Origin of the sequence: Marinomonas ostreistagni, from assembly GCF_016461785.1 — a bacterium.
GTDB classification, from domain to species: domain Bacteria; phylum Pseudomonadota; class Gammaproteobacteria; order Pseudomonadales; family Marinomonadaceae; genus Marinomonas; species Marinomonas ostreistagni_A.
This window is the reverse complement of record NZ_JAEMUH010000006.1, coordinates 226,773-252,349: the sequence shown is the minus strand read 5'-3', so window position 1 is coordinate 252,349 and position 25,577 is coordinate 226,773. Positions and strand designations below refer to the sequence as shown.

Sequence of the window (25,577 nt, the reverse complement as noted above, 5' to 3'; positions counted from 1 at the left end):
TCATAAATAATGGCCGATATAAAAGTAATTCTATTTGACCTAGGTAATGTCCTAGTGGATTTAGGCACACAAGAAGATTTCGCTAAAGTGTTCCAAGTGGAAGCGGGCAGCGAGTCTCAACTTTGGCAAATGTGGCTTAAGTCATCTACTGTAAAAGCATTTGATAGTGGGCAAATACCTCTACCTAAATTTGTTGAGCAGTTATCGCATGAAACTGGAAATAAGGTGAACCCAAAGGATTTTACCGATAGCTTTATTAATTGGCCAAAAGGTCTCTTTGATGGTGCTATCGACTTACTAGATAGCATTCCTCCTCACTTTCATCGCGCTGTACTGTCAAATACCAATGACGCCCATTGGGCACGATTAATGGATGAGATGAAGCTATCGGGTAAGTTTCAGAGTTACTTTGCTTCCCATCAAGTGGGATTGGTTAAGCCTGATCTTGAACTGTTTGACTATGTTGTTACTGAATTAGGTGTGGAGCCCAATAGCATATTATTTTTGGATGATAACCAGATGAATATTGATGCAGCATTATCTAGAGGGCTTCAAGCGGAACTCGTTAAAGGTGTCGCTTGTGCACAAGAAATTCTTTATACATATGGTGTAATTAAGTAGATACTAAGTTTTTGTACAATTTCATATGGAAGAGCTATGCGTACATTTGATCCCTCCACAGCGGCTAATTATTCTAGGGTCAGGCCAACATACCCGCCGGAACTCTATTATTGGTTAAGCCATCAAGTGACTCGGCCTGAGCGTGTTTGGGATTGTGCTTGTGGTACCGGTCAGGCTTCCATAGATTTAGCAGCCTATTTTCAACATGTCGAAGCTACGGATATCTCTGAGGCACAAATAGCTAAAGCGACGCCGCACCGGAAAATCAACTATTCGGTACAGCCGTCGGAACAGACTAATTTTCCTGATGACTATTTTGATGCGGTATGTGTTGCCCATGCTCTTCACTGGTTTGATTTAAATAATTTTTGGCAAGAAGTGCGTCGAGTGCTTAAGCCTGATGGTAAATTATTTATATGGGGCTATAACTGGGTCCAATTTGAGAATCCTTTAGACAAGGCGATTAAGGAGCACTTATTACCCGTTTTACAGCCATTCTGGCCGGAGAAAACTGCGTTGCTTAGGGGGCAATATCAAGCAGTTGAATTTCCTTTTACTACTATCGAAACACCTTCCTTTGATCTTGAATGTCATTGGACTATGTCGCAAGCTTTTGCCTTTATGCGCTCTTGGTCAGCTTCGCAAATTATGATGGAGCAACACGGTGACTTTCAAATCCAACAAGCGGAGAGAGCAATAGAGCAAGTGTGGCAGAATCCGTTGGAAAAAATCCCCGCAAAGCTACCTTTCTTTCTCTATGCGGGAACATTTGACTAACTAAGGTAGAGCTTGAGTTAGACTAAAGTGGGATACCGTGGTTAAGACCAAGCTATATAGTAGTTTTCAGCATCCTTATAAAAAATAACAACGGAGCGAGTCATGTCACAGTCAAATTACACTGAGCAGATGGATTACACCTACTCCAACGCCAATGTTAGTCAAGCGGAATTCGAAGAGCGTTACCAGTTATCTGTATCTAATCCAGAAGCATTCTGGGGAGAAGAGGGTAAGCGCCTAGTTTGGTCTAAACCCTACACCAAGGTTAAAAATACAAGCTTTGCCCGCGGTAATGTCAGCATTAAATGGTTTGAAGATGGTGAATTGAACGCAGCTTACAACTGTATTGACCGTCATCTACCAGAGAAAGCAGATAAAGTTGCTTTTTATGTTGAAGGTGATGTGGAGGGAAACGATTCAGTTGTTACTTACCAAGAATTGCATGATGAAGTGGGTCGCCTAGCAAATGTGCTACGTAAACAAGGCGTGCAAAAAGGCGATCGTGTTGCGATCTATATGCCTATGATTCCGCAAGCAGCCTATGCAATGTTAGCTTGTGCTCGCATTGGTGCGATTCATAGCGTTATCTTTGGTGGTTTCTCTGCTTCTGCTATCGCAGACCGCCTTAATGACTGTAAAGTAAAGTTGGTGCTTACAGCAGACCAAGGCAAACGTGCTGGAAACCTTGTTCCTTTGAAGAATAATGTGGACAAGGCTCTTGAAAATAATGCCTGTCCATCGGTCGAGAGCGTGGTGGTTTATCGCTATACCAATGCCGATGTGAACTGGGTGGAAGGTCGTGACCTTGATTGGGCTGAGCTTGCTTCTCAAGAAAGCACTGACGCCGCACCTGAGCCAATGAACGCAGAAGATCCGTTGTTTATTCTTTACACCTCTGGTTCAACGGGTAAGCCAAAAGGTGTGGTTCACACGACAGGTGGCTACTTAGTGTATGCATCGCTTACACATGAAGTAGTATTTGATATCAAACCTGATGATGTGTACTGGTGTGCAGCCGACGTAGGATGGATTACTGGTCACAGCTACATGGTATATGGTCCACTTGCAAATGGTGTGACCAGCGTCCTATTCGAAGGTGTGCCTACTTATCCAGATTCAGGCCGAATTGGCCGTGTCGTAGATAAGTTCAATGTTACTCAGTTATACACTGCACCGACTGCGATTCGTGCTCTGATGGCGAAAGGCGATGAGCCAATTGCGACAAGTAAGCGGGACTCACTTCGTGTGCTAGGTAGTGTGGGTGAGCCAATCAACCCTGAAGCGTGGGTTTGGTACCACAAGAACATTGGCAACGGTAAGTGTCCTATTGTTGATACTTGGTGGCAGACAGAAACAGGTGGCTTAATGATGACGCCACGTGTAACAGAAACAAATCCTAAGCCAGGCTCTTGTACTGGTCCATTGTTTGGTGTTCAACCAGCTCTCGTTGATGCAGAAGGTAATTTGATTACTGAAATGGGGGCTGAGGTTGAAGGTGGTCTTGTTATTCTAGATTCTTGGCCTGGTCAATCGCGCACTGTTTATGGTGATCATGAACGCTTCGAGCAAACGTATTTCAGTACCTTCGAAGGTAAATACTTCACAGGTGACGGCGCTCGCCGCGATGCTGATGGCGCATACTGGATTACGGGTCGAATGGATGATGTATTGAACGTCTCTGGTCACCGTCTAGGTACTGCTGAGATAGAAAGCGCATTGGTTGCACACCCATCGGTAGCGGAAGCAGCAGTAGTAGGTTACCCGCATGATCTAAAAGGCCAAGGTATTTATGTTTACATCATTCCAGTATCTGGAGTTGAAGTAGATGAAGAGCTTACAAAATCCGTGAAGATGATGGTTCGCCAAGAAGTTGGGCCAATCGCAACGCCTGACCTTGTTCACTGGGCAACGACAGGTTTACCAAAAACTCGTTCAGGTAAGATCATGCGTCGTATTCTGCGCAAAATTGCTGCCAATGAACACGATGCCTTAGGTGATACAAGTACCTTAGCTGATCCAAGTGTGGTTGATGATTTGATCGATAACAGGTTAAATAAGTAAATCATACGTACATGCTAAGGAAAACTAGTGATTTCACTTCTTATCGCTGATGATCATCCTTTATTTCGAAGTGCTCTAACTGGAGCACTTCGAGATCAACTCGGTGAAGTAGATATCCAAGAATCACACGATCTCGAATCCACGTTAGTAAGCCTAAAGGCAAACCCTGACGTGGATTTGCTACTTCTAGATTTAAATATGCCTGGAAGTGGTGATTTATATGGATTAATACGTATACGATCAGACTTTCCTGATATACCTGTTGCCGTGATTTCTGGTAGTGATGATTTATCGATCGTTGCCAATGTCATTGAAGCTGGGGCGTTGGGCTTTATTCCTAAAACCAGTGAGCCTGCATTATACGTAGAAGCCATTTCTACGATTTTGGAAGGCGACAGCTGGTTACCGATAGGGATGGCCGAGCAACTGCAGCAATTGCCGGCTCCCGATCTTGACATGCAGCGTCGAGTGGCAGAATTGACACCGCAGCAATACAAAGTGCTTTGCTATTTACATGAAGGGTTGCTGAATAAACAAATAGCTTATGAGTTAAACATCTCAGAGGCGACTGTTAAAGCTCATATCACAGCGATTTTCAGAAAGCTCAATATCAATAATCGAACTCAGGCTGTGCTTGTTGTAAGTGACTTAAATCTTCAGCTAATTTAGTCTTTATCCTGTGGCTTTTGTTTTAAGCATAAGCCACTCTTTGTCTTATCTTTCTCAGGAACAGGGTCTATTCCCCCTTCACAAAGTGGGTGACAACGACCCAGTCGCTTTAAGCCTAACCATACCCCCTTGATTACTCCAAAACGTTCGATGGCTTCAATCATATATGCCGAACAGCTCGGGTAGTAACGGCAGTTGTTGCCTAAAAACGGGCTAATCAATACTTGGTATAAACGTACAAGCGCGATCAATATAGTTTTCATTTTATTTGCATGACGGTCGATAAATGTTTGGTTTTGAAGCTAATTATTGTGTTGAAATACGCAAAAAATTGGTAAGGTTTAGCGTCTTGCTCACTCAAGTTGGTAGAAAGTTATGGATCAATCAGGCATATCAATTAATGCAGACCAAATTGTCGCTTATCAAGGTGAACCCGGTGCCTATTCTCACTTGGCATCTCAACATTGCTTCCCAAATTGGCAAATGATCCATTGCGCGAGCTTTAGCCAAGCGTTAGCTAAAGTAGAAAACGGCGAAGCACATTATGCCATGATTCCTGTTGAAAATTCGACCGCTGGGCGAGTTGAAGAAATTTATAGAGAATTAAAAGGCACTCAGTTATATGTGGTTAAAGAGCATTTTGAACCTGTGAACCATTGCCTGATTGCATTGCCTGGTATGAGGCTTGAAGACATTCAGCAGATAGGTAGTCATCCACAAGCTTTAGCTCAATGTAATAAAAACATTCAGGGAATGCAGGCAAAGCAAGTAGCTATGTACGATACAGCAGGTGCTGCTAAGCATCTTGCGGAATCCAAGCAGACAGGACTAGCGGTTATCTCTTCTTCCTTGGCTGCTGAGTTATATGGGCTGAACATATTAAAGTCTCATTTTAATGATGTTTCAGGAAATACTACCCGCTTTTTAGTGTTTTCTAAGCAGCAGAAAATGCCCTTGTATGAACCAAATCTTCGTTATATTACCTCCTTTCTATTCAAGGTTAGAAATATCCCAGCAGCGTTATACAAAGCAATGGGGGGATTTGCGACCCATGGCATTAATATGTTGAAGCTGGAAAGCTACATGCTTGATGGCCATTTTACTGCAACGCAATTTTACGTTGATGTTGAAGCTCATTTTCAGTCTCCGGCTATGCAGGCTGCATTGGAGGAGCTTCGCTTTTTTTCAGAAGATGTACGCATATTAGGGACTTACTATGCCGACTCTTTCCGTAAGTGAGGAGGATATATGTTTCGTGTTATGTCTGGAGCGATGCTTTTAACTTGTGCTGGTCTAGTGTCTGCTGAAGATTACGCTCAATTGGAGAACTCCCTAGATAGTCTTTTGGATTATGAAATTCCTGCAGTGGTGACTCCAGCAAGAGTTGAACAACCAAGAGTTGAAGTGTCATCTACGCTATCTGTTTTAACGGGTGATTTTATTCGACGATCAAATGTGCAGTATGTTGAAGATTTGTTGTCCTATGTACCAGGCTTTTTTGTTGGCCCATACTGGAACTCGTACAGAAAAGTAGTGGCATACCATGGAACTGAGCTGGATCGCTTTAGGCGTATTCAGGTGCTTGTTAATGGGCGCTCAGTTTATAGTTCTGCCTATGCTAGGGTTGATTGGTCTAGTTTAGCGTTAAGTGTTGAAGATATTGAGCGTGTAGAAGTTAATCGGGGGCCAAATGCGTCAAGCTATGGCAGTAACTCTTTTCTTGCGGTTGTAAACATAATTACCCGAAGTCCCGTTGATACCATTGGTAGTGATATATCTTATACGACAGATGATCAAGGTAATCGTAGAGTGTACGCTCAGCATAGTGGCCTGAAAGATCACTGGAGTTATAGGGTTTCTGCGGCTCAAGGTACTGTGGACGGTTATGATTTAAAAGGAGATGGTGACCCAAGAAATGATGGTCACACTCAGAGTTCTGGGAACATGTTGTTCGTCTATCAAGACGAAGCGCAAACATTTGATATTGATATAGGCGCATCACATTTAAATGCTGATGTTGAATTTTATGAAATTCCTGGGGTGAGTTATGGCGAAACCACGCCATATCTAATTCAGGACCGTGAGCATATCAAAGTAGGGTGGGAAGTCGATCAATCGCCTACACATACAGTTAAGCTACAATATTATTATGATCGCTCACAGCAAACTGAAATACATGAAATTGACGTTTATGGTCAGGTTTTGAATGTTCTGTTTGCACAAGATTTGCCAGCATCCGAAATTTATTCAGGAGAGCTTGTCGCTGACTTAGATGAATATCGACATGATATAGAGATTCAAAGTGTTTGGACTCCAGACAATGATGTAAGGGTTGTTAACTCAGCTTCTTACAGACAAGATCATGTGTATTCTAAAACTTACTTTAACGGTGACTATACAGAAGAGCTTCTTAGGGCTGCTAGTAATTTAAGTTATCGAGCTTGGGATCCGATCATTGTTAATGCTGGGCTAATGCTAGAACACAGTAAGCTTACTGGATCGTATACATCACCGCAGTTGGGTTTAACTTACAAAGTATCAGAGCAATCATCATTAAGAATGAATGTTTCTGAAGCTTATCGAACTCCGGATTTACTTGATGAGAAAGCCGAGTGGTCCTATATTTTTAACGGAATCCGTTCTATACCTGCTTATGCGCAAGGTACTGCTGCAGAGAAAATAACGTCTTATGAATTAGGGTGGTTTCATAACGTCCCGTCTCTTGGAATGTCATACGATATTTCATTGTACAGTGAGCATTTAAAAAACCTTGTAGCGTCAGGAAAAAAATATGAAGACGCAATCGAGGATGGTGGGGTGTTAACTTCTGATGAAAGTTATACTGCTACGATTGAAGGGGTTGAGGTTGAGCTGGATTGGCGTACGGTGAATAATGCATTGTTTCGAGCTACGCTTGCTTATCAAGATACTCAGACAGATTCTGAAAAATTAAAAGAGACGGTCACACCGCTCATTGCCACATTATTCGCCAGCTTGCCATTAAATGATACACTTTACCTTAACTCGCGCTATATTTATGGCAAAGAAATGGCGACTTACGACCATGAGTTTTTAAGTCTATGGTTATCTCATCGAGTGGATACAGATGAGATAAGTTTGAGCACAGGTTTAGGAGGAACAGTACGTTTGGACAACAACCCATATATCCGAGTTAACAATGTTCTAACGGATAAGACGACTTTATTTATGTTTGCGAACCTGTCGTTTTAAGAGCGTTTTACATTGCTATGAAATGGCTGATCGCACTTGTCATGGGATGTACTTTGAGTACCTTATCAGGAGCTCAGGTATACGTTTATCATGATGGACGTGAAACTGTTTCTAGAGTGCTGTCTATGTCACTGAGTGCCTCTACGGACAGCAGTATTCCAGCTTTGAATAACTTATCAAGGCAGCTTAAAGATGGCGATCTGGTGATAACGGTAGGTCGCCATAGCTTTGACAGTGTTTGTGATGTCTCTGCAAAAGTTTCTATTATCGCTCTTTTTCTTGGTGAAGAAGAGTTTTCAGTCGCCAAGGAGAGTTGTGCTAAAAATTCGACAGCCGTGCTTTCCGGTGCGCCGTTAGGGTTGCGTTTAGAAATCTTACAAACATTTTGGGAAGATAGGGCGCCCATCGCTATTGTTCATAGTGCCAACCTCTCCTTATCTGGAGATATGGAGCAGCTGGCGAAACGATATGGTATGTCTCTTTACTCTAAAGCTATTGCTGAAGCAGGCAGGGAACAAACCTTACAAGCCCTTACTGAAGTGCTAGATCGATCAAACCTAGTGTTATCTCTTTACGACTCAATGCTGTTTGATTCGCAGTTTTCAAAAGATGCTATTAGGTTGATGTTCCACCGCAAGAAGGCTTTAGTAGCGCACTCTTTACAACTTGTTAGGGCTGGAGCCCTATTCGCTGTTTACAGTACATCCAAAGAGAAGCTTGGATTAGTAGCGACGTATATCAATGCATTTGAGGAGAGTGGCAACTTGCTTGCCCCAGCTTACCCCACCCCTCTTAGAGTTGCTTTTAACCCTTATTTAATTCGAATGTATAGTTTGATATTGCCTACAGATCAGTACTTAATTACAGAGCTTGGTGTTTGTCCTGAATCAGGCTGTCAAGAACCGTCTAACTAAGCTTGTAAATGTTGTCGGCTTCTCTGCGTGTAGCCAGTGTCCTGTTTCGGGAATTACTTTCACAGATGCATTGGGAAAGTGTTTTAAGGTTTGCTGTTGATGTTCAGGTAAAATATACGGAGAGTTTTCACCTTTAATAAATAGAGTCTCTACTGAAAGGTTGTCTTTTAAAATTGGTGCGCTGAGTATCGCATCATAATCGGCAATCAGATTATCTAAACCAAGTGCTAGGGAGTTTGTCCCATTCTCATTTCTCTGTAAATTCTTAAGTAGAAACTGTCTTACTCCCATATTGGGCTCGTAGTCCGATAGAAGTTGATCGGCTTCTTTTCGAGAGGCTGGCTGTTTCTGATTGATGACCTTAAGCCCTTTGAAAATCTCAGTATGGCTTGGCAAATAATCAACGGGCGCAATATCTGCCACAATTAATTTTTTAATTTTTTCTGGGTGATCGCTAGTAAGTTGCATCGCTACTTTTCCGCCCATGGAGTGTCCTAGCAGATAGATGCTAGAGAGATGTTTTTCTTCTAACCACTCATTGATGGCATTAGCCAGAGCAGGATAAGTAGTGGGGGCAAGCTCAGATGATCGGCCATGATTTGGAAGGTCCAAACAATATACGGTAAAGTTTTCGGCCCATTTTTGAGCAATAGAATGCCAGTTATCCGCATTGCCAAATAAGCCGTGAATAACAACAAGCGGAGGAAGGTTTTCGCCGTATTGCTTCGTATGGATCATGAAGTTTTCCTATATCGAACCATTAAATCTTTGATCTATAGTAACAAACAACTTATATAGATCGTATAAGTAATGGTTTTAAAGCACTTTTACCAAGTTAGGGAGAGGTTGTGTTCGATAAAGTTTTAATACCGCTAATAAAGAGGCCTTTAGAGAGGCTGGCGAAGCCTTTAATAAAGCGAAGTATCAGTGCCAACCAAGTTACTGTTTGCGCGTTCTTCTTGGGCTTGCTAGGCGCTTTTTTTATTGCACTAGAATTTTATTGGATTGGGTTGGTGGCTATTCTATTCAATCGAATAGGTGATGGTGTAGACGGTGCTATTGCTCGTTCAACTGAAACGAGCTCAGATGCGGGAGGCTATCTCGACATTGTATTGGATTTTATTTTTTATTCCGCCGTCGTATTTGGCTTTGCTGTGGCCAATCCCGAGCAAAATGCCATAGCGGCAGCATTTTTAATGTGGTCTTTTATGGGGACTGGTAGTAGCTTTTTAGCATTTTCCGTGATGGCAGCAAAGCGTAATATTGAACAGCTCGACTACGGTCATAAATCATTGTATTTCTTAGGTGGAATAACAGAAGGTATGGAAACAGTCGCGTGCTTTGTTCTTATGTGCTTGTTACCAAGTCAGTTTGTGTCGCTGGCGCTAATATTTGGGGGGCTATGTTGGGTAACAACTGCTACGCGTATTTACTCTGCTTATAAGATGCTTAGTCAAAAAAACTAGTTGTACTACAGCATTGAGATTTCGATATCGCTTTTAACGATTGCACAGCAAGAGAGCATGTAGCCACTATGTACCCAAGCCATGGGCTCAACAGGGTAACTTACCTTACCCCAAAGAAGTTTGATCATACAAGCGGAGCAGTAGCCCTCGCGGCATTGATATTCGGCTAACACGCCCGCTCTCTCAAGCTGCGGTAGCAGAGGCTCGTCTTCGGTGACGAGTATCTGCTTTTTACCCAACAAAACACGGTGAACGGTTTGATCTTGATGCTCAGTATTAGAGATCAAAGTCGTCAAAGTCAGCTCCATCTAGATCGTTATCAATTTGACCAACTAAGTAAGAGCTTATCTCAGCTTCTTGCGGTGCTACTTGAACGTTATCGCTAACTAGCCAAGCATTAATCCACGGAATTGGGTTGTTTTTGGTTGCAAATTGAGGCTCTAGTCCAATAGCTTGCATTCGGATATTGGTAATATACTCGACGTATTGACCAAGAATCTGCGCGTTTAAGCCAATCATGGAGCCATCTTTGAAAAGATATTGAGCCCATTCACGTTCCTGTTGCGCTGCTTCAACGAATATGTTGATAACGTCTTGCTGACACTCTTGTGCGATTTCCGCCATTTCAGGATCATCACGACCTGACATCATAAGATTCAGCATATGCTGAGTGCCATTCAGGTGAAGGGCTTCATCGCGGGCAATTAACTTGATGATTTTAGCATTACCTTCCATTAGGGTGCGCTCTGCAAATGCGAAACTACAAGCAAAGCTTACATAGAAGCGGATTGCTTCGAGTACGTTTACCGATGCTACAGTCAGGTAAAGCGCTTTCTTAAGCGTCTTCATTGAAACCACGACTTCACCGCGCTCAGGTACATGATGAACTCCTAAGCCTAATGTGTTGTAAAGGCTCACTAGCTCAATTAAATCATCGTAATATTTAGATACGCTGATCGCGCGCTTTGCGATCTCATCATTAACTACAATGTCGTCGAACACTTTTGTTGGGTCGTTCACAATGTTTCGAATGATGTGTGTGTAGGAGCGGCTATGGATAGTCTCCGAGAAAGACCAAGTTTCAATCCATGTTTCGAGCTCTGGCAATGATACGATTGGCAGCAGAGCAACGTTTGGTGAGCGGCCTTGTACGCTGTCCAATAGTGTTTGATACTTGAGATTGCTTAAGAAAATATGCTGCTCATGATCTTCTAGCTTTAGAAAATCTTTGCGGTCATTTGATAAATCTACTTCCTCTGGACGCCAGAAAAATGACAGTTGTTTCTCGATTAGCTTTTCAAAGATCGGGTGCTTTTGCTGGTCATAGCGCGCAACGTTAACGTTTTCCCCGAAAAACATTGGTTCTTGCAGACTGTCAAATTTCTTGCGGTTGAAAGTAGAGTAACTCATTGCCGAAAAAGATCCTTAATGATCACGAAATAAAATAATTTAGAAAGGTAGAAGCCCCACGTATGTCTACGTAGGGCCTGACAATTTAGATCTTACAAGCGCCGCTTGCACAATCATCAGCCATATCGTCTTGTTTGTCATCTGCACCATCACGAGTGTTGTGGTAGTACAGTGTTTTAACGCCCAGTTTGTAGGCTGTTAGAAGGTCTTTCAAAATGACTTTCATTGGTACTTTGCCACCTTCAAACTTCGAAGGATCGTAGTTTGTGTTGGCAGAGATAGATTGGTCAACGAATTTTTGCATGATACCAACAAGCTGTAGATAGCCGTCATTTGATGGAAGGCTCCAAAGTAGCTCGTAATTGTATTTGAAGCGTTCAAATTCTGGTACGACTTGTTTCAAAATTCCGTCTTTACTTGCTTTTACCGATACGAAACCACGTGGAGGTTCAATACCGTTCGTTGCGTTACTGATTTGCGATGATGTTTCAGAAGGCATCAAAGCTGACAGTGTTGAGTTACGAAGGCCATGAGTCTTGATTTCTGTACGCAATGCTTCCCAATCGTAACGTAGCTCAGTGGATACAACGTTATCTAGCTCTTTCTTGTAAGTATCGATTGGCAGGATGCCTTGAGCATAGGTGGTCTCATTGAATGCTTTACAAGGGCCAAACTCTTTCGCTAACTGGTTTGATGCTTTCAATAGGTAGTACTGGATCGCTTCAAACGTCTGGTGTGTTAGCTCATTAGCGCTACCGTCCGAGTAACGTACGCCGTTCTTAGCTAGGTAGTATGCGTAGTTGATAACACCAACACCCAATGTACGACGCAACTCAGTTGCACGTTGCGCGGCAGGGATGGGGTAGTTCTGATAGTCCAGAAGGCTGTCCAGAGCGCGAATAATTAGCTCAGACAGTTCCTCTAACTCATCAAGGTTCTTAATTGCGCCAAGGTTGAACGCTGACAATGTACACAGTGCAATCTCGCCTTCATCATCGTCAATACGGTTCAAAGGTTTTGTTGGCAATGCAATTTCAAGACACAAGTTACTTTGTTTAACCGGTGCTACCTTAGGATCGAACGGGCTGTGAGTGTTACAGTGGTCAACGTTCTGAAGGTAGATACGGCCAGTGCTTGCACGCTCTGATGCAAATAGAGTGAACAACTCCGCTGCTTTGATTGAGCGTTTACGGATGCTTTCGTCGGCTTCATACATTGTGTAAAGGCGATCGAACTCTTCTTGATCAGCAAAGAATGCATCGTACAAACCAGGCACATCCGACGGGCTGAACAGAGTAATGTTGCCACCTTTGATCAGGCGTTGGTACATCAAGCGGTTAAATTGCACGCCGTAATCAAGGTGACGTACACGGTTTTCTTCAACACCACGGTTATTCTTAAGAACCAATAAGCTCTCAACTTCTAGGTGCCAGATTGGGTAGAACACAGTTGCTGCGCCACCACGCACACCACCTTGAGAGCAACTCTTAACGGCTGTTTGGAAGTGTTTATAGAATGGGATGCAGCCTGTATGGAACGCTTCACCACCACGGATAGGGCTGCCAAGGGCGCGAATGGCACCAGCGTTGATTCCAATACCTGCACGTTGGCTAACATATTTCACTACGGCGCTCGATGTAGCGTTGATAGAATCCAGAGAGTCACCACACTCGACCAGTACACAACTACTAAATTGACGAGTAGGTGTACGGATGCCTGACATAATCGGGGTTGGCAGTGAAATTTTAAACTCAGACACAGCGTTGTAAAAACGCTTAATCAAATCAAGACGTGTTTCTTTCTCGTAGTTTGCAAATAGGCAAGCAGCAACCAAGATGTAGATGAACTGAGGACTTTCGTATATGTCGCCCGTTACACGGTTTTGAACTAGGTATTTCCCTTCTAGCTGTTTCACTGCTGCGTATGAAAAGTTCATATCACGGGAATGATCGATGAAACCGTTGATGATATCTAGCTCTTCAGCTGAGTAGTTTTCAAGGATTTCTTTATCGTAACGACCTTGCTCAACTAAGTTGCGTACATGCTCATGTAGGTGTGGCGGTTCAAATTCACCAAATGCTTTTTTGCGTAGATGGAAAATCGCAAGTCGTGCAGCAAGGTATTGATAATCTGGTGTCTCTTCAGAAATTAAATCGGCTGCAGACTTAATCAACGTCTCGTGAATGTCGGTAGTGCGAATGCCTTCAAAAAACTGAATCTGAGCTTTTAGTTCCACTTGTGAAACGGAAACATTCTCTAAACCTTCTGCTGCCCAGGTGATAACTTTATGAATTTTATCGAGGTCAATTTTTTCAATGTTGCCGTTCCGCTTGGTAACTGTCAGAGTGCTCATGCCTTAAATTCCCGTTAATGCAGTAAAACCTGTGGATATACTGTATATAGTATTTCTAGGTACCGCTTAATACTAGATGTAGTGTGATTTTGTATTGGATGGCACGAACAATAGTGCTCATATCGATGAAAATCAAGCCTTGAAAAAAGCTAAATTTTAAGCCTTATCAATCCCTGAAGTGGTTACTCACGTTTCTGCGCCCAAGGTTCCAAGAACCCATAATTGCAACACCTAAATAAGAAATTTTGTTTGCTATTTTGTGACCTCCTATACGAACTTTATGGCTGTGCAACAAGTAAACTAATAAGAGCGGCAGTGGGAAATAAAATTAGCTGATGTAACAAGTAGACCAACAAAGCATTTCGACCGAGCCAACATAAAGAATACGAAAGTGTATTGCTTGGTAGTTTGATTCTATGCAGGTTTAGATATCCAAAAATTGGGCCAATCATTGCAACCCCAAGCCATGGAACAGGGTTTATAAAATCTAAGGTATTTGCTGGTGCATTGAATGTGTTTATGAACCATCTATGTGCGGTTATTGCATCGATATGAAAGAACGCACTGATAGCAATTAAGGAAACACCAGCACAGGCTAGCAAGATTGGGTAGCTTGCAGCAGGTCTAATTAACCAACCAGCAACAAACAGAAAATGTAGGATTCCAAAAAAAATCCACTGCGAGGGGGTAGCAGTAAGCGTTCCAATTGACAATATAAGTGCGGCTAAAGCCAGTTTTACTTGGTTTTTGATAAAGCGGTATGTTGAATGATTGTGACTCACTGCTAAGAAGCTCGCACAACCCAAGGCGGAGGTAAACATAAAAAGAATGATGCTTCGAAAACCTTGCCATAAGGGATTATTAACATCAAAAGATAGGGCCGAGAATTCTCTTAAATCCCACAAAAAGTGGAAAGCAATCATTAGCAAAACCGCAGTTCCACGGTAAGCATCGAGAATGTTTGATCTATTAGAAGGTATGGCAGGCATGATAGACGAATAAGTTTGTCAGCTGACCTATTTACCATAGGGTCAGCTGACAAATTAAGATGAGACGTTAAGGTGCTTTGCGAACTGCTACCCAGTTACCATTATCATCTAAATTGAAGACAATTCGATCATGTAAGCGACTGGGGCGGCCTTGCCAGAACTCAATCGAAGTGGCTTTAACAGCATACCCACCCCAATTTTCAGGGCAGGGTACGTCTTTATCTTGGTACTGTTGCTCCAGTGCAGCAAACTCATCAGACAGCACTTCTCTAGATGAGATGACTTGGCTTTGACGGGATATGCTCGCAGCAATCTGGCTGCCCTTAGGGCGAGTCGCAAAGTAAGCTTCTGAAACAGAGCGGTCTACCTTTGTTGCAACGCCTTCAATACGAACCTGTCGTGAAAGAGGTGCCCAGAAAAACGTTAGAGAAACATTTGGGTTATGGGCAATGTCTTGGCCTTTGTCACTGTCGTAGTTCGTGAAAAAAGTAAACGAGCTGGCTTCTCGTTGTTTTAGTAAGACGGTACGACAATGTGGTTTGTTGTCTTGATCGACAGTGCTTATCAACATGCCTGTAGGGTCATCAGGGCAGGTCTCAATAGCTTGCTCGAGCCAAGCATCAAAAAGCGCCAAAGGATCCGTGCCTGCTTTTTCTTCGGTCAGGTCATCAAATTGGTAGTCACGGCGTAATGATTGAAGGTCGCGATTCATGAGTTAGATCCGATAAGTTGATTGAGTCATTACTTTAGATACCAGTGTCATGACGTTCATGACAGGCTTAGGAAACTCATAGCCCCCAGAATCTAAAGCCATTTGTTTGTGTTTTGCTTCGTCAATATGCATTTGTTCAAGTATTGCATGAGAACGTTTGTCTTGTTCAGGTAACGCCGCCATATGTTTGTCTAAATGAACACACACTTGATCTTCTGTAGCGGCAACAAAACCAAGGCTGAGTTTATCGCTAATGAGGCCTGCGCCAGCTCCGATACAAAACGATGCGCCATAGAATAATGGGTTCAGTAGACTGGGGCGGCTACCTAGCTCATAGATACGTTCTTCACACCACACCAGATGATCAATTTCTTCATCCGCTGCATGTTCCATTTCAGCACGGACAGTTTCAAGCTTTGCTGTTGTGGCTTGACCAGCATACAGCGCTTGGGCACATACTTCGCCAGTATGGTTAATTCGCATTAAGCCCACGGCATGCTTTCGCTCAGAGTCCGTTAGGTTTGCTTCTTGATATTGTTGTGCTGGTGATATGCGAGCCGCGTTGGCTGCTTTAGGTACCAAAGTTTGCAGTGCGCGATCAATTTGTAAAACAGCTCTATCAAGTTTATTCAGCAGCATGATGTTACCTTTTCTATTAACCTGGTGGCCAAGTCATAGCGCGTCCACCAAGGACATGCATATGGATGTGATAAACCGTTTGACCACCCATTTCATTACAGTTCATTACCACTCGATAACCATCGTCAGAAAGGCCTTTCTCTTTGGCTATTTTAGCGGCGGTAATAGGAAGCTTTCCTACTAACGCAGCATCTTCAATGGTCAAATCATTTAAAGTGCTGATATGGCGTTTAGGGATGACGAGGAAATGAGTCGGCGCTTGTGGTGCGATATCTTCAAAAGCGATGACGTCATCGTCTTGGTATAAGATTTTTGCAGGGATGTCGCCGTTTACAAGTTTGCAGAACAAGCAATCCATTTATGTCTCCTTTTTCGATCATTATTTGTGGGATGACTAACAATTACAACATATTGGTGCCTATCTGTTGATACGTGGCATCCTACTATTGGATATTTCTCTGTGAATACGCTCCATATCAAAGAGCAGTTTTGTTTCAATTTGTGAGCTGTATACAAAGCCATTAAAGCCAAGTGCATTAGCGTATTCTTGAGACATGTTAACATTGTTCGAAATCAGTAAGCAGGCATCATTTTCATGTAAGTTGTTTATGAAGCTAACTAAGTCAGAAGCACCAAAATTCTTTTGATCTTCAAATAGTAAAATGATGAACTGACACTTTTCAGCACGATTGCTTATTAGCAATTGCAAGTCATCAAGCTTATCGATATGTGTTAGTGATAATAGTCTGCTGTGTAAGAAGTTGCTGGTGCGTTCAATTAATTCTGAATCCTGATGTCCGATAATAACAGGGATAATGGTTTCTGCTTGTGTTGCTCTCGCCAAATCGCTCAGTTCGATCTGTCTGGCATGGATTGGAACCTTGCAGTGCAGTGAACGTCTTCTTCCTTCACCAGATAATTCAATTTGTCCACCAAGTGCATTGACCAAATCGAGCAGATACCTCGGTCCAAAACTTTGCGTATTATCCAGCATAACTGAACTAGGTATTGGGTAAGCTTTGATATGAAGAGTTCTCAGACCATCCCGCTCTTTTGATTCTACTTCACTATGGATGTTTAAAACCTGATCAGTTTGGTGGCGCATTTCTTCCATAATGACCTGATAGACGTGCTTGATTGTCTGAGCATTATTCATCAATTCCCAGCGCATTGTCGCATCGTAATGAATATCGATGTCTGAATCATTTTGGTCTAACGCATAGAAATCAATCGTTGCTTGGTCAATAAGAAGCTGTAAGTTGCTAGATGATAGGTCTGAATGTTCTCGTAGTGCCTTTAAGTTTTGCAGATGGTTGATTCGAGTGGCGATGTTGGAGAGGTGCTTATAAGCTCTTTTTAATTCTTCATGTTTAGGTTCTGTTGAAGCATATTGATAGTCTATGACTTTTGTTTGTGTGGTTATTAAATCTGCCACCTCACTAACTACATCAAAATTTTGCAGACCTTCTTGCTTACTGGTATTCGGATTAGTTGGTGTGTGGCGTGTAATGATGCCTGTAAAGTGAACCAAAGCTTCTAAAATAATCGACGTAGTAAGTCCCCATTCATACCAAAATGGAGTCGATAAAATTCCATAGGCAGCCAATATCCAAAATAAATAACCCGTAGAAAGTACAATTCGAGCAACTAGGTAGTAGCTGGAGTAAGGCACTCTTTTGAATACGCTAAAGATCGCAACAAACAATAAGGTAATTAGAGTAAGGACAGCGCTAGCGCTTAAAAAGGCAACATTTAGTTCTTGTGGTGAAATGGAGAAAATTATCGCCAGCGTTGCATTGGAAACGATCAGAAAAAGTAACAGTTTATCTATGCGAGGAAGACTTTCCCGGGTATCTAAGTAGTAGCGGGTAAAACAAGTAATTAACGCTGCACAGGCTAAAGAAGAAAAGTTATAGAGGCGTTCTTGTAGACCCATAGATTCAGAAAACCATTGATATATCAATCCATGCAGTGCGAAGTGTAAACATCCTATACCAACTAATAGCGCGCTATACACAAGATACATTGGGTGTTTGGTGCGTAAGAAGAAAAATACATTACTTACAAAAAGTAGTAACAAAATGCCGATCAAGAATCCTGTAATATAGTTATCCTTTTGAACATCTTTTGTCATTTCAGAGAGTGTTTTAATTTCTATAACAAGATTGATTGGCAACCGGGAACTTATTTTTATATATGCTGTATAGACTGGAGGGACATTGGCTGGCAAAGGGATAATGTAGTCTGGATACTGAATCAAGCGGTTTTGGTAGGGGCGCTCATCTCCCATTTCAGCAAAAATCTGATTGTTTAATAGATTTGGTGTATAGACATCAACGACTTGTGCCCTAGGTGCTTTGATGTGTAAAACAGCTGATTGGCCGGAGGGTAGCCTTTGTGCGATATCAACTTTGATCCAAATATTGCCATTGATCAAACCAAACTGCTGAAAGTCCTTCTTCAAAGGAATGAACCGCTTGCGAAGCAATTCAGAGTCAATGTCTCGCAGCGATAATCTAGCGCTTTCGTCAATGTAATAGCTACCAACGGTGCCTATATTTACGCTTTGATTCTCCTCATCAAGAAGGGCCATCATCGGTGCTGCAAAGCTAATGTTGGTCATCAACAAGAGAGTGAGTAAAATTAAAGTTTGTTTACAATGATTGATCAAAATAGCCTCCGTGAGGCCTACATTATTAACTAGTTAGGGTGTGAAATGCTATATCCAATCTTGGTGGAATATTATGTTTGGTGGTGTATTGCACTGCTCGTCGTTACTTGGTTTACACGTGTGCACCAAGGTCAAAAGAGAAGCAATTTCTTGTATGGGTATGCCATGCTTGGTGCGATTGGGTTCTTATTAGACTTAGATTGGATGGCGGGTGTGATTTTTGGCTTACTAGTGCTGGAAGTCGGCAAGAAGTTTAAAGCGTGGTTAGACAAAAAACAGGCTGGCTTAGGTAAGTAGTGACTGTTCGATAAACGTAAAAAAAGGCCACTTTGAAGTGGCCTTTTTAGTCTCGCGATCTAGTAGTAGACTAGCTTATTTAGCTTGCTCACGAGAAACGGCGCGATGGCCGATGTCAGTACGGAAGTATACTTTGTCCCATGTGACTTGCTTAACGACGTCATACGCGCCAGCTTGCGCTTCTGCAACGGTTTCGCCTAGCGATACAGCACACAAAACTCGACCACCGTTGGTAACAACGTTGCCGTCTTTTGAGGAAGTACCAGCATGGAATACCTTCTGGTGTGCAGGCAATGCTACATCATGGCCAGAGATCACATCGCCTTTGTTGTAAGACGCTGGGTAACCACCAGCGGCTAGCACAACACCTAGGCTTGCACGTGGATCCCAGTCTGCTTCTACAGACTCAAGCTCACCATTAATAGCTGCTAGACACATAGATACCAGATCAGAGCGTAGACGCATCATGATCGGTTGTGTTTCTGGATCACCGAAGCGGCAGTTGTATTCAAGTACTTTTGGCGTACCGTCTTGAGCAACCATGACACCCGCGTATAGGAAGCCGCGGTAGCGGTTGCCTTCAGCGTTCATGCCTTTAACCGTTGGCATGATCACTTCGTTCATGATGCGATCATGAATTTCAGGGGTTACCACTGGAGCAGGGGAGTAAGCACCCATACCGCCTGTGTTAGGACCTGTATCGCCATTGTCGCGAGCTTTGTGGTCTTGGCTAGACGCCATAGGTAAAACCGTTTCACCGTCAACCATGACGATGAAGCTAGCTTCTTCACCCACTAGGAACTCTTCGATGACAACGCGAGAGCCAGCTTCGCCAAATGCGTTACCTGCTAGCATGTCTTCAACCGCTTCGATTGCTTCGGCTTCTGTTTGCGCTAGGATAACGCCTTTACCTGCAGCAAGACCGTCGGCTTTAACAACGATCGGAGCGCCTTTCTCTTTGATGTAGGCAATTGCAGGTGGGATTTCTGTAAAGTTGCCGTATTCCGCTGTAGGGATCTTGTGGCGTGCTAAGAAATCTTTAGTGAAGGCTTTAGAGCCTTCTAGCTGAGCGGCACCTTTGGTCGGGCCAAAGATTGGCAAACCCGCCGCATCAAATGCATCTACTACACCAATCACTAGCGGTGCTTCAGGGCCAACGATGGTTAGACCAATGTTGTTATCTTTAGCGAATGCAACCAAAGCATCGATGTCTTCTACACCGATGTTTACGTTTTCAACTTTTGCCTCTAGGGCTGTGCCAGCGTTACCTGGTGCAACATAAACGGTCTCTACGTCAGCCGATTGTGCTGCTTTCCAAGCAAGCGCGTGTTCGCGCCCGCCGTTACCAATTACAAGAACTTTCATGCTTGTTTCCTATGCCTTTATTAGTGACGGAAGTGGCGCATGCCAGTGAATACCATCGCCATGCCTGCTTCGTCAGCGGCTGCGATAACTTCCTCATCACGCATTGAACCGCCAGGTTGGATAACCGCTGTAATGCCAGCTGCTGCCGCTGCATCGATGCCGTCACGGAACGGAAAGAATGCATCAGAGGCCATAACAGAACCTTCTACTTGTAGGTTCTCGTCCGCCGCTTTAATGCCTGCAATCTTAGCAGAGTAAACGCGGCTCATTTGGCCAGCCCCCACACCGATTGTTTGACCGTTCTTAGTGTAAACAATGGCGTTAGATTTCACGAATTTCGCTACTTTCCAAGCGAATAGAAGGTCTTTAAGCTCGTCTTCAGAAGGCTGACGCTTAGACACAACTTTTAGGTCGCCAAGTTCAATGGCGCCGTCATCACGGTCTTGAACCAATAGGCCACCGTTAACGCGTTTGTAGTCAAGTGCAGCAGGCTTGTCAGTCGACCACTCGCCACACTCTAGAAGGCGAACGTTTTGTTTCGCGGCAACTACTTCAAGCGCTGCTGGGCTAACTTTAGGTGCGATGATCACTTCAACAAATTGACGATCAACAATGGCTTGCGCTGTTTCAGCGGTTAGCTCTTGGTTGAAAGCGATGATGCCGCCGAAAGCAGATGTTGGGTCCGTTTTAAATGCTAGATCGTATGCTTCAAGTTGGCTTGTAGCGGTTGCTACGCCACATGGGTTAGCGTGCTTAACGATCACACAAGCTGGCTCTTGGAAGCTCTTAACACACTCAAGCGCTGCGTCAGTGTCAGCGATGTTGTTGTAAGAAAGGGCTTTGCCTTGAAGCTGTTTAGCTGTGCTAATAGATGCTTCTTGTGGGTTGGCTTCAACGTAAAACGCCGCTTTTTGGTGTGGGTTCTCACCGTAACGCATTTCTTCTTGCTTGTTGAATTGCAAGTTGAAAGTGCGAGGGAAGTCTTCGCTGCCACCTTCTACTTTTTTGCCTAGGTAGTTAGCAATGTTGCCGTCGTAGTTAGATGTGTGCTCGAATGCTTTAACAGCTAGGTCAAAACGCTGATCATAAGTAAGGCCACCGTTCTCTTGTAAAGAAGCTAGGATGCCTTCGTAGCTTGCAGGGTCAACAACAATAGCAACATCTTTATGGTTTTTCGCAGCAGAACGAACCATTGTTGGACCACCGATGTCGATGTTTTCGATTGCAAGAGGAAGGTCACAATCAGGGCGAGCAATGGTCGCTTCAAATGGGTACAGGTTAACGACAACCATATCAATTTCTTGGATACCATGTTCTTGCATGATTGCACCGTCGATATCACGACGACCCAAGATACCACCATGTACTTTAGGGTGAAGTGTTTTTACGCGGCCATCCATCATTTCAGGGAAACCAGTGTAGTCTGATACTTCTACTGCCGCGACTTGGTTTTCAAGAAGAAGTTTATAAGTACCGCCTGTAGAAAGGATTTCCACACCTTGGTTTGCCAATTCGCGTGCGAATTCAACAATGCCAGTTTTGTCTGAAACGCTGATTAGAGCGCGTTTAATTGGAGTCGTATTTGCCATTATGCTTCTCGCAATGTGATGAACATTTAATAATTTAGGGGAACGGGTAAAACGAAAAAAGGGCGTTTAAGCCCTTTTTTACTTACAGCATACCGTACTGCTTCAGCTTTTTACGCAGCGTACCACGGTTTAAGCCTAGGATAGCCGACGCTTTGGTTTGATTGTCTTTAGTGTAGTTCATTACGGACTCTAGCAAAGGGGCCTCAACCTCTGCTAACACTAGTTGGTACAAATCAGTGACTGGCTGGCCATCTAAGTGAGCAAAGTAGTTCTGCAATGCTTTTTCAACATTGTCGCGCAGAGTTTGAGATTGCTCAGCTGAAGCGGTTTGAAATGTTTGAGTATGTGTTTGATCTACCACAGAATAACCTTCTATTTTAAAGCTAACCATTATGGAGTTGTGTAAAGGGATTCCCTCAACGCAACTCAGGTACCAGATATGTTTCTTATGTTTTAAGAAACAAAGAATTCATTCAACAGATCGAGCTGTTCTTGTGCATCTTCGATGCGATTAAACTGGCTACGAAATGGCGTTGTATCAGCCAATGTTTGCAGATACCAGCCAACGTGCTTGCGCGCAATTCTTGTGCCCATAAAATTACCATAAAATGCATGCAACGCTTTAACATGATTAATGACGATATTTTTCACCTCTTCCGTGGAAGGTGGCGCTAATAGCTCGTTGTGTTCTAAGTAGTGATTGACTTCCTTAAAAATCCATGGGCGCCCTTGGGCAGCACGACCAATCATGACAGCATCGGCTTTGGTGTAATCTAATACTTGTTTGGCTTGTTCAGCCGACTGAATATCACCGTTGGCAAAAACAGGAATGGAGATCGCCTGTTTTATTTGAGCGATGGTATCGTACTCAACTTCGCCTTTGAATTTACAAGCACGGGTACGACCATGTACTGCCAAGGCTTGTATGCCTGATTGCTCGGCAATTTTAGCAATTGCTAAGCCGTTACGCTGATCGGTTGACCAGCCTGTCCGTATTTTAAGCGTTACCGGAACATCAACACTACTTACGACAGATTCGAGTATTTTTTGTACAAGGGCTTCGTCTTGTAATAAAGCGGACCCCGCAGCTTTGTTCAGCACTTTTTTGGCTGGGCAGCCCATATTGATATCAATGATCTGAGCGCCTAATTTAACGTTTTCACGTGCGGCTTCAGCCATCATATCAGGGGATGCGCCAGCAATTTGTACTGAGCGAGGAGCTACTTCATCATCATGAACTAAACGCATGCGACTTTTGTTGGTGTCCCATAAGCTTACGTCTGATGTGACCATTTCAGAGACCACTAGACCAGCGCCATTTCGGTGACAAAGTCGTCGGAAAGGTAAGTCTGTAATGCCAGCCATAGGGGCTAGAATGACAGGCTTATCGATGCTGTATTGGCCAATATTGAAAGCCATGATGATTTTAAATACCGAATCTGTTGTTAAAGATCTGCTACACCGTCGAGCGGGCGTGAATAATACCTAGGGGATTAGGATTTTTGAAGTCTTGACAACTCATAAATTGGCTAATTTTTGTGCTTATTTTTAAAGTGTTCAATAAATGCACATTTAGTATGACTGAGTCTGGCTAGAGAAGACTTTGATTTGATGAGTAACGGCTCGGGCACCCGGATCTTGTATTGGGATAACAATATGAATTGGCGTGTTAGGTGGCATAAAAGTAATATCAAGAAAGTCTTTGTGTAGGTAATCTTGCGGAGCGAATAGTCTAGCAGCGACAGGTCGGCCATTCAGATCATAAAACTCTAATGCTAGTTTAGGCATTGTCTGAGCGAACGAGCTTGTGTTAGTCATAATAGCATTTACTTGTAATGTATTAGCAACCGTTGGGTGGCTTTGAATACGAACATGTTCAATAGAAATGCTCTCGATATCCTCAAAGGCTGGCAGCGTACAGCCAAGATAGGCGCAAGCTGTCTTGTAAAAACTCCTAAACTCTGGAGAGCGACTGCCCGTTTCAAAGAAGCCAATGCCAATTTGTATTGCTAACAAAGCAGTAGCAATGACGCTGCCAAATACCCATAGCCAAGTATATTTAGGCTTCTTTCGAGTCTTTTGGGAGCGCATATTAGATTCAGTTAATGTCGCTAAATTATATTCCGCTGCAAGTTGCTTTATGGATTCTTGAGAGGAGTACTCGCTTTCATCAAACGAATCATGTTTTGAGACATCTTGGGCCAACGAGTGCAAAGCATGCATATAGTCTGGTTCATCATGCTCTTGTGAAGGCTCAGTCGAATGACTGGTGGTAAATGGCTTCTTTTCAGTGTTCGTATGCGTTGTTTGTATTTGCTCACTGAAAATAGGTGGGCTTACAGGTGATTGAGCACTCATTTGAGCATCTAATTCAGCCAGCTCTAATTCCCAAGGTGCCAGCTCTTCTTCAATGTGCGGTTTGTGGTCAGAGTGCTTGGGAGTCAAAGGCTGCGTTGGTTTAGGCGCTTCATTTTCCTCTTCAAAATCCATTAACTCTGTAAATCGGGCAGATGTATCTTTTGGCGGCGTGTATGGGGCTAAATCATCTTCATGAAAAAGTGTGTTTAGCCAGTCAGGATTTACAGAACCATCCTCTTTTACAGGTGGAGTATTAAGTGGTCTGCTTTTGGGCGTAGTTGGTTGTTCTTGGCTTGGTGTTTGAAGAGAAGGTTGGGGGGCTCTGGGAGACACTGTTTCTGGTGAAGTAGTAGACTCTTGTTTTTTGTTTGCAGTGTTTGGTGCTGGCTCGGCAGTAAAGATATGAAAGCATTGACCACAACGGACTTTCCCTTTGGCCATATTAAGAACTTCTTGCGTGACACGAAAAGTCGTTGAACATTTAGGGCAGCGAGTGATCATGCTTTCAGACATAAAGCGAGTACTTCCTTACAAAGGCTACAGTTTTTTAGCCACAATACGAACCCATTCTTCCTTTTCGACAATGGATTCAATTTTAAACCATGGTTTGTAAGCTTCTACAACTGAGTGTGCTTGGCTTTCAAGAATACCAGAAAGAGCAAGCATACCACCTTGCTTCACTAACTTGGAAATCGTGTCAGAAAGTTCTGCAAGAGGCCCCGCCAAAATGTTGGCAACAACAATGTCTGCTTGTAAGTCACCTTCATAAGGCGGTAATTTCACTTCGTAATGATCGGGTTTAATGTTATTGCGTTCAGCATTGGCTTGTGTGGCCTCGACAGCTTGTGGGTCGATATCAATACCCACCATACTCTTTGCCCCCAGTAGTAGGCCTGCAATGCCAAGAATACCGGAACCACACCCATAATCGATGATGCTTTTGTCTTGGCAGTCAATGGAGTCTAGCCATTCAAGACATAAAGCCGTGGTTGGGTGGGTGCCTGTGCCGAAAGCTAAACCAGGGTCTAGGATCAAGTTTACCGCATGTTCATCAGGTACTTCGCGCCAGCTAGGGCAAACCCATAAGCGTTTACCAAATTGAATTGGATGGTAGCTGTCCATCCATTCACGAATCCAGTCTTTGTCTTCGAGGATTTCAATCTTAAGATCAATATTGGGTTGACCTAATTGCTCAGCTTTGTGTTCGACCACATGGCGGATTTGCTCCAAGTCGGCGTCTGCTTCAAAAAGACCTGTTACTCGTGTGTGTTTCCAGAGCGGTGTTGTGTTGAGATCTGGCTCGTAAACTGGATCATCATGAACATCTTCGAAAGTAACAACTAAAGCACCACAATCAAGCATGGCATCTTCAAAAGCTGGGACGTGATCGGGGGTAGTGTGAACGCGGATTTGCAACCAAGGCATGGGAGTAAGGTCCAATTAAGACTTAAGCAA

25 protein-coding genes are annotated in these 25,577 nt (G+C 43.4%); 9 read left to right on the top strand and 16 right to left on the bottom strand.

The features are described from left to right. Window positions 1-9: 9 nt before the first annotated feature. The 4 genes from JHD44_RS08285 (at window position 10) to JHD44_RS08270 (ending at window position 4,128) form a co-directional block, all read left to right on the top strand. The gene (locus JHD44_RS08285; protein ID WP_199462283.1) at window positions 10-621 is read left to right on the top strand and encodes an HAD family hydrolase; all 612 of its coding nucleotides are present in this window, start codon (window positions 10-12) and stop codon (window positions 619-621) included. A gap of 36 nt (window positions 622-657) precedes the next feature. After that, on the top strand, window positions 658-1,398 hold the full coding sequence (locus tag JHD44_RS08280) for a class I SAM-dependent methyltransferase (RefSeq protein WP_199462282.1): 741 nt from the start codon (window positions 658-660) through the stop codon (window positions 1,396-1,398). Window positions 1,399-1,500: 102 nt separating this feature from the next. Next, complete coding sequence (acs, locus tag JHD44_RS08275) at window positions 1,501-3,459, top strand: acetate--CoA ligase (protein ID WP_199462281.1); 1,959 nt, start codon at window positions 1,501-1,503, stop codon at window positions 3,457-3,459. Between the two features lie 27 nt (window positions 3,460-3,486). Next, window positions 3,487-4,128 carry a LuxR C-terminal-related transcriptional regulator gene (locus tag JHD44_RS08270; protein WP_199462280.1) on the top strand — a complete coding sequence of 214 codons (642 nt, stop codon included), beginning with the start codon at window positions 3,487-3,489 and terminating at the stop codon, window positions 4,126-4,128. Here JHD44_RS08270 and yidD read toward each other — a convergent pair. Further along, complete coding sequence (yidD, locus tag JHD44_RS08265) at window positions 4,125-4,391, bottom strand: membrane protein insertion efficiency factor YidD (protein ID WP_199462279.1); 267 nt, start codon at window positions 4,389-4,391, stop codon at window positions 4,125-4,127. The two genes, JHD44_RS08270 and yidD, sit on opposite strands and share 4 nt — an antisense overlap. 112 nt (window positions 4,392-4,503) lie before the next feature. Between yidD and JHD44_RS08260 the strand changes: the two genes are divergently transcribed. Genes JHD44_RS08260 through JHD44_RS08250 form a run of 3 tightly spaced genes read left to right on the top strand, consistent with a single transcriptional unit; the run spans window position 4,504 to window position 8,273 of the window. Next, window positions 4,504-5,367 carry a prephenate dehydratase gene (locus JHD44_RS08260; protein WP_199462278.1) on the top strand — a complete coding sequence of 288 codons (864 nt, stop codon included), beginning with the start codon at window positions 4,504-4,506 and terminating at the stop codon, window positions 5,365-5,367. Between the two features lie 9 nt (window positions 5,368-5,376). Beyond that, the gene (locus tag JHD44_RS08255; RefSeq protein WP_199462277.1) at window positions 5,377-7,359 is read left to right on the top strand and encodes a TonB-dependent receptor plug domain-containing protein; all 1,983 of its coding nucleotides are present in this window, start codon (window positions 5,377-5,379) and stop codon (window positions 7,357-7,359) included. A 53-nt stretch (window positions 7,360-7,412) separates the two neighbouring features. After that, entirely contained in the window at window positions 7,413-8,273 is an 861-nt protein-coding gene (locus tag JHD44_RS08250; RefSeq protein WP_199462276.1) for a hypothetical protein, read from the top strand. On the opposite strand, the gene JHD44_RS08245 is transcribed toward JHD44_RS08250, so the two are convergent. Further along, window positions 8,247-9,011, bottom strand: a complete 765-nt coding sequence (locus JHD44_RS08245; protein ID WP_199462275.1) for an alpha/beta fold hydrolase — start codon at window positions 9,009-9,011, stop codon at window positions 8,247-8,249. The two genes, JHD44_RS08250 and JHD44_RS08245, sit on opposite strands and share 27 nt — an antisense overlap. Window positions 9,012-9,121: 110 nt before the next feature. On the opposite strand from JHD44_RS08245, the gene JHD44_RS08240 reads away from it, so the two are divergent. Next, window positions 9,122-9,739 carry a CDP-alcohol phosphatidyltransferase family protein gene (locus JHD44_RS08240; protein ID WP_199462274.1) on the top strand — a complete coding sequence of 206 codons (618 nt, stop codon included), beginning with the start codon at window positions 9,122-9,124 and terminating at the stop codon, window positions 9,737-9,739. A 5-nt stretch (window positions 9,740-9,744) separates the two neighbouring features. On the opposite strand, the gene yfaE is transcribed toward JHD44_RS08240, so the two are convergent. From yfaE to JHD44_RS08200, 8 genes are all read right to left on the bottom strand, one after another. Continuing rightward, on the bottom strand, window positions 9,745-10,035 hold the full coding sequence (yfaE, locus tag JHD44_RS08235) for a class I ribonucleotide reductase maintenance protein YfaE (protein WP_233401903.1): 291 nt from the start codon (window positions 10,033-10,035) through the stop codon (window positions 9,745-9,747). Beyond that, a complete protein-coding gene (gene nrdB / locus JHD44_RS08230) occupies window positions 10,016-11,149 on the bottom strand; it encodes a class Ia ribonucleoside-diphosphate reductase subunit beta (RefSeq protein ID WP_199462272.1) in 1,134 nt (377 codons plus the stop codon). The genes yfaE and nrdB overlap by 20 nt, the downstream gene beginning before the upstream one ends. Before the next feature lie 85 nt (window positions 11,150-11,234). Then, on the bottom strand, window positions 11,235-13,502 hold the full coding sequence (gene nrdA, locus JHD44_RS08225) for a class 1a ribonucleoside-diphosphate reductase subunit alpha (RefSeq protein ID WP_199462271.1): 2,268 nt from the start codon (window positions 13,500-13,502) through the stop codon (window positions 11,235-11,237). A 278-nt stretch (window positions 13,503-13,780) separates the two neighbouring features. After that, window positions 13,781-14,491, bottom strand: a complete 711-nt coding sequence (locus JHD44_RS08220) for a heparan-alpha-glucosaminide N-acetyltransferase (RefSeq protein ID WP_199462270.1) — start codon at window positions 14,489-14,491, stop codon at window positions 13,781-13,783. Window positions 14,492-14,558: 67 nt separating this feature from the next. Next, window positions 14,559-15,203: a pyridoxamine 5'-phosphate oxidase gene (gene pdxH, locus JHD44_RS08215; RefSeq protein ID WP_199462269.1), complete on the bottom strand. Its 645-nt coding sequence runs from the start codon at window positions 15,201-15,203 to the stop codon at window positions 14,559-14,561. A gap of 3 nt (window positions 15,204-15,206) precedes the next feature. Further along, window positions 15,207-15,842, bottom strand: coding sequence for a 2-polyprenyl-3-methyl-6-methoxy-1,4-benzoquinone monooxygenase (coq7, locus tag JHD44_RS08210; RefSeq protein ID WP_199462268.1), 636 nt, complete (start codon window positions 15,840-15,842; stop codon window positions 15,207-15,209). 16 nt (window positions 15,843-15,858) lie between these two features. Further along, window positions 15,859-16,200, bottom strand: a complete 342-nt coding sequence (locus JHD44_RS08205; protein ID WP_199462267.1) for a histidine triad nucleotide-binding protein — start codon at window positions 16,198-16,200, stop codon at window positions 15,859-15,861. 60 nt (window positions 16,201-16,260) lie between these two features. Beyond that, window positions 16,261-18,513 (bottom strand): 7TM diverse intracellular signaling domain-containing protein, encoded by a 2,253-nt coding sequence (locus tag JHD44_RS08200; protein WP_199462266.1) that lies wholly within the window; start codon window positions 18,511-18,513, stop codon window positions 16,261-16,263. Window positions 18,514-18,558: 45 nt separating this feature from the next. On the opposite strand from JHD44_RS08200, the gene JHD44_RS08195 reads away from it, so the two are divergent. Next, entirely contained in the window at window positions 18,559-18,810 is a 252-nt protein-coding gene (locus JHD44_RS08195) for a hypothetical protein (RefSeq protein ID WP_199462265.1), read from the top strand. A gap of 75 nt (window positions 18,811-18,885) precedes the next feature. Here JHD44_RS08195 and purD read toward each other — a convergent pair whose 3' ends face one another. The 6 genes from purD to prmA all read right to left on the bottom strand — a co-directional run bounded on the left by purD (window position 18,886) and on the right by prmA (window position 25,547). Further along, window positions 18,886-20,175, bottom strand: coding sequence for a phosphoribosylamine--glycine ligase (gene purD, locus JHD44_RS08190; protein WP_199462264.1), 1,290 nt, complete (start codon window positions 20,173-20,175; stop codon window positions 18,886-18,888). A 20-nt stretch (window positions 20,176-20,195) separates the two neighbouring features. After that, window positions 20,196-21,764, bottom strand: coding sequence for a bifunctional phosphoribosylaminoimidazolecarboxamide formyltransferase/IMP cyclohydrolase (purH, locus tag JHD44_RS08185; RefSeq protein WP_199462263.1), 1,569 nt, complete (start codon window positions 21,762-21,764; stop codon window positions 20,196-20,198). Between the two features lie 82 nt (window positions 21,765-21,846). Further along, window positions 21,847-22,125: a DNA-binding transcriptional regulator Fis gene (fis, locus tag JHD44_RS08180; protein ID WP_067034794.1), complete on the bottom strand. Its 279-nt coding sequence runs from the start codon at window positions 22,123-22,125 to the stop codon at window positions 21,847-21,849. A 92-nt stretch (window positions 22,126-22,217) separates the two neighbouring features. Next, window positions 22,218-23,186 carry a tRNA dihydrouridine synthase DusB gene (dusB, locus tag JHD44_RS08175; RefSeq protein ID WP_325097062.1) on the bottom strand — a complete coding sequence of 323 codons (969 nt, stop codon included), beginning with the start codon at window positions 23,184-23,186 and terminating at the stop codon, window positions 22,218-22,220. A gap of 150 nt (window positions 23,187-23,336) precedes the next feature. Then, window positions 23,337-24,635 (bottom strand): zinc-ribbon and DUF3426 domain-containing protein, encoded by a 1,299-nt coding sequence (locus JHD44_RS08170; protein WP_199462261.1) that lies wholly within the window; start codon window positions 24,633-24,635, stop codon window positions 23,337-23,339. Between the two features lie 24 nt (window positions 24,636-24,659). Further along, window positions 24,660-25,547 (bottom strand): 50S ribosomal protein L11 methyltransferase, encoded by an 888-nt coding sequence (gene prmA / locus JHD44_RS08165; protein ID WP_199462260.1) that lies wholly within the window; start codon window positions 25,545-25,547, stop codon window positions 24,660-24,662. Window positions 25,548-25,577: the final 30 nt, after the last annotated feature.

Coding starts and splice junctions, on each gene's coding strand:
- JHD44_RS08285 (WP_199462283.1), top strand. CDS start 10: ATGGCCGATATAAAAGTAATTCTATTTGACCTAGGTAATGTCCTAGTG.
- JHD44_RS08280 (WP_199462282.1), top strand. CDS start 658: ATGCGTACATTTGATCCCTCCACAGCGGCTAATTATTCTAGGGTCAGG.
- acs (WP_199462281.1), top strand. CDS start 1,501: ATGTCACAGTCAAATTACACTGAGCAGATGGATTACACCTACTCCAAC.
- yidD (WP_199462279.1), bottom strand. CDS start 4,391: ATGAAAACTATATTGATCGCGCTTGTACGTTTATACCAAGTATTGATT.
- JHD44_RS08260 (WP_199462278.1), top strand. CDS start 4,504: ATGGATCAATCAGGCATATCAATTAATGCAGACCAAATTGTCGCTTAT.
- JHD44_RS08255 (WP_199462277.1), top strand. CDS start 5,377: ATGTTTCGTGTTATGTCTGGAGCGATGCTTTTAACTTGTGCTGGTCTA.
- JHD44_RS08245 (WP_199462275.1), bottom strand. CDS start 9,011: ATGATCCATACGAAGCAATACGGCGAAAACCTTCCTCCGCTTGTTGTT.
- nrdB (WP_199462272.1), bottom strand. CDS start 11,149: ATGAGTTACTCTACTTTCAACCGCAAGAAATTTGACAGTCTGCAAGAA.
- nrdA (WP_199462271.1), bottom strand. CDS start 13,502: ATGAGCACTCTGACAGTTACCAAGCGGAACGGCAACATTGAAAAAATT.
- JHD44_RS08220 (WP_199462270.1), bottom strand. CDS start 14,491: ATGCCTGCCATACCTTCTAATAGATCAAACATTCTCGATGCTTACCGT.
- pdxH (WP_199462269.1), bottom strand. CDS start 15,203: ATGAATCGCGACCTTCAATCATTACGCCGTGACTACCAATTTGATGAC.
- coq7 (WP_199462268.1), bottom strand. CDS start 15,842: ATGCTGCTGAATAAACTTGATAGAGCTGTTTTACAAATTGATCGCGCA.
- JHD44_RS08205 (WP_199462267.1), bottom strand. CDS start 16,200: ATGGATTGCTTGTTCTGCAAACTTGTAAACGGCGACATCCCTGCAAAA.
- JHD44_RS08195 (WP_199462265.1), top strand. CDS start 18,559: ATGCTATATCCAATCTTGGTGGAATATTATGTTTGGTGGTGTATTGCA.
- purD (WP_199462264.1), bottom strand. CDS start 20,175: ATGAAAGTTCTTGTAATTGGTAACGGCGGGCGCGAACACGCGCTTGCT.
- purH (WP_199462263.1), bottom strand. CDS start 21,764: ATGGCAAATACGACTCCAATTAAACGCGCTCTAATCAGCGTTTCAGAC.
- JHD44_RS08170 (WP_199462261.1), bottom strand. CDS start 24,635: ATGTCTGAAAGCATGATCACTCGCTGCCCTAAATGTTCAACGACTTTT.
- prmA (WP_199462260.1), bottom strand. CDS start 25,547: ATGCCTTGGTTGCAAATCCGCGTTCACACTACCCCCGATCACGTCCCA.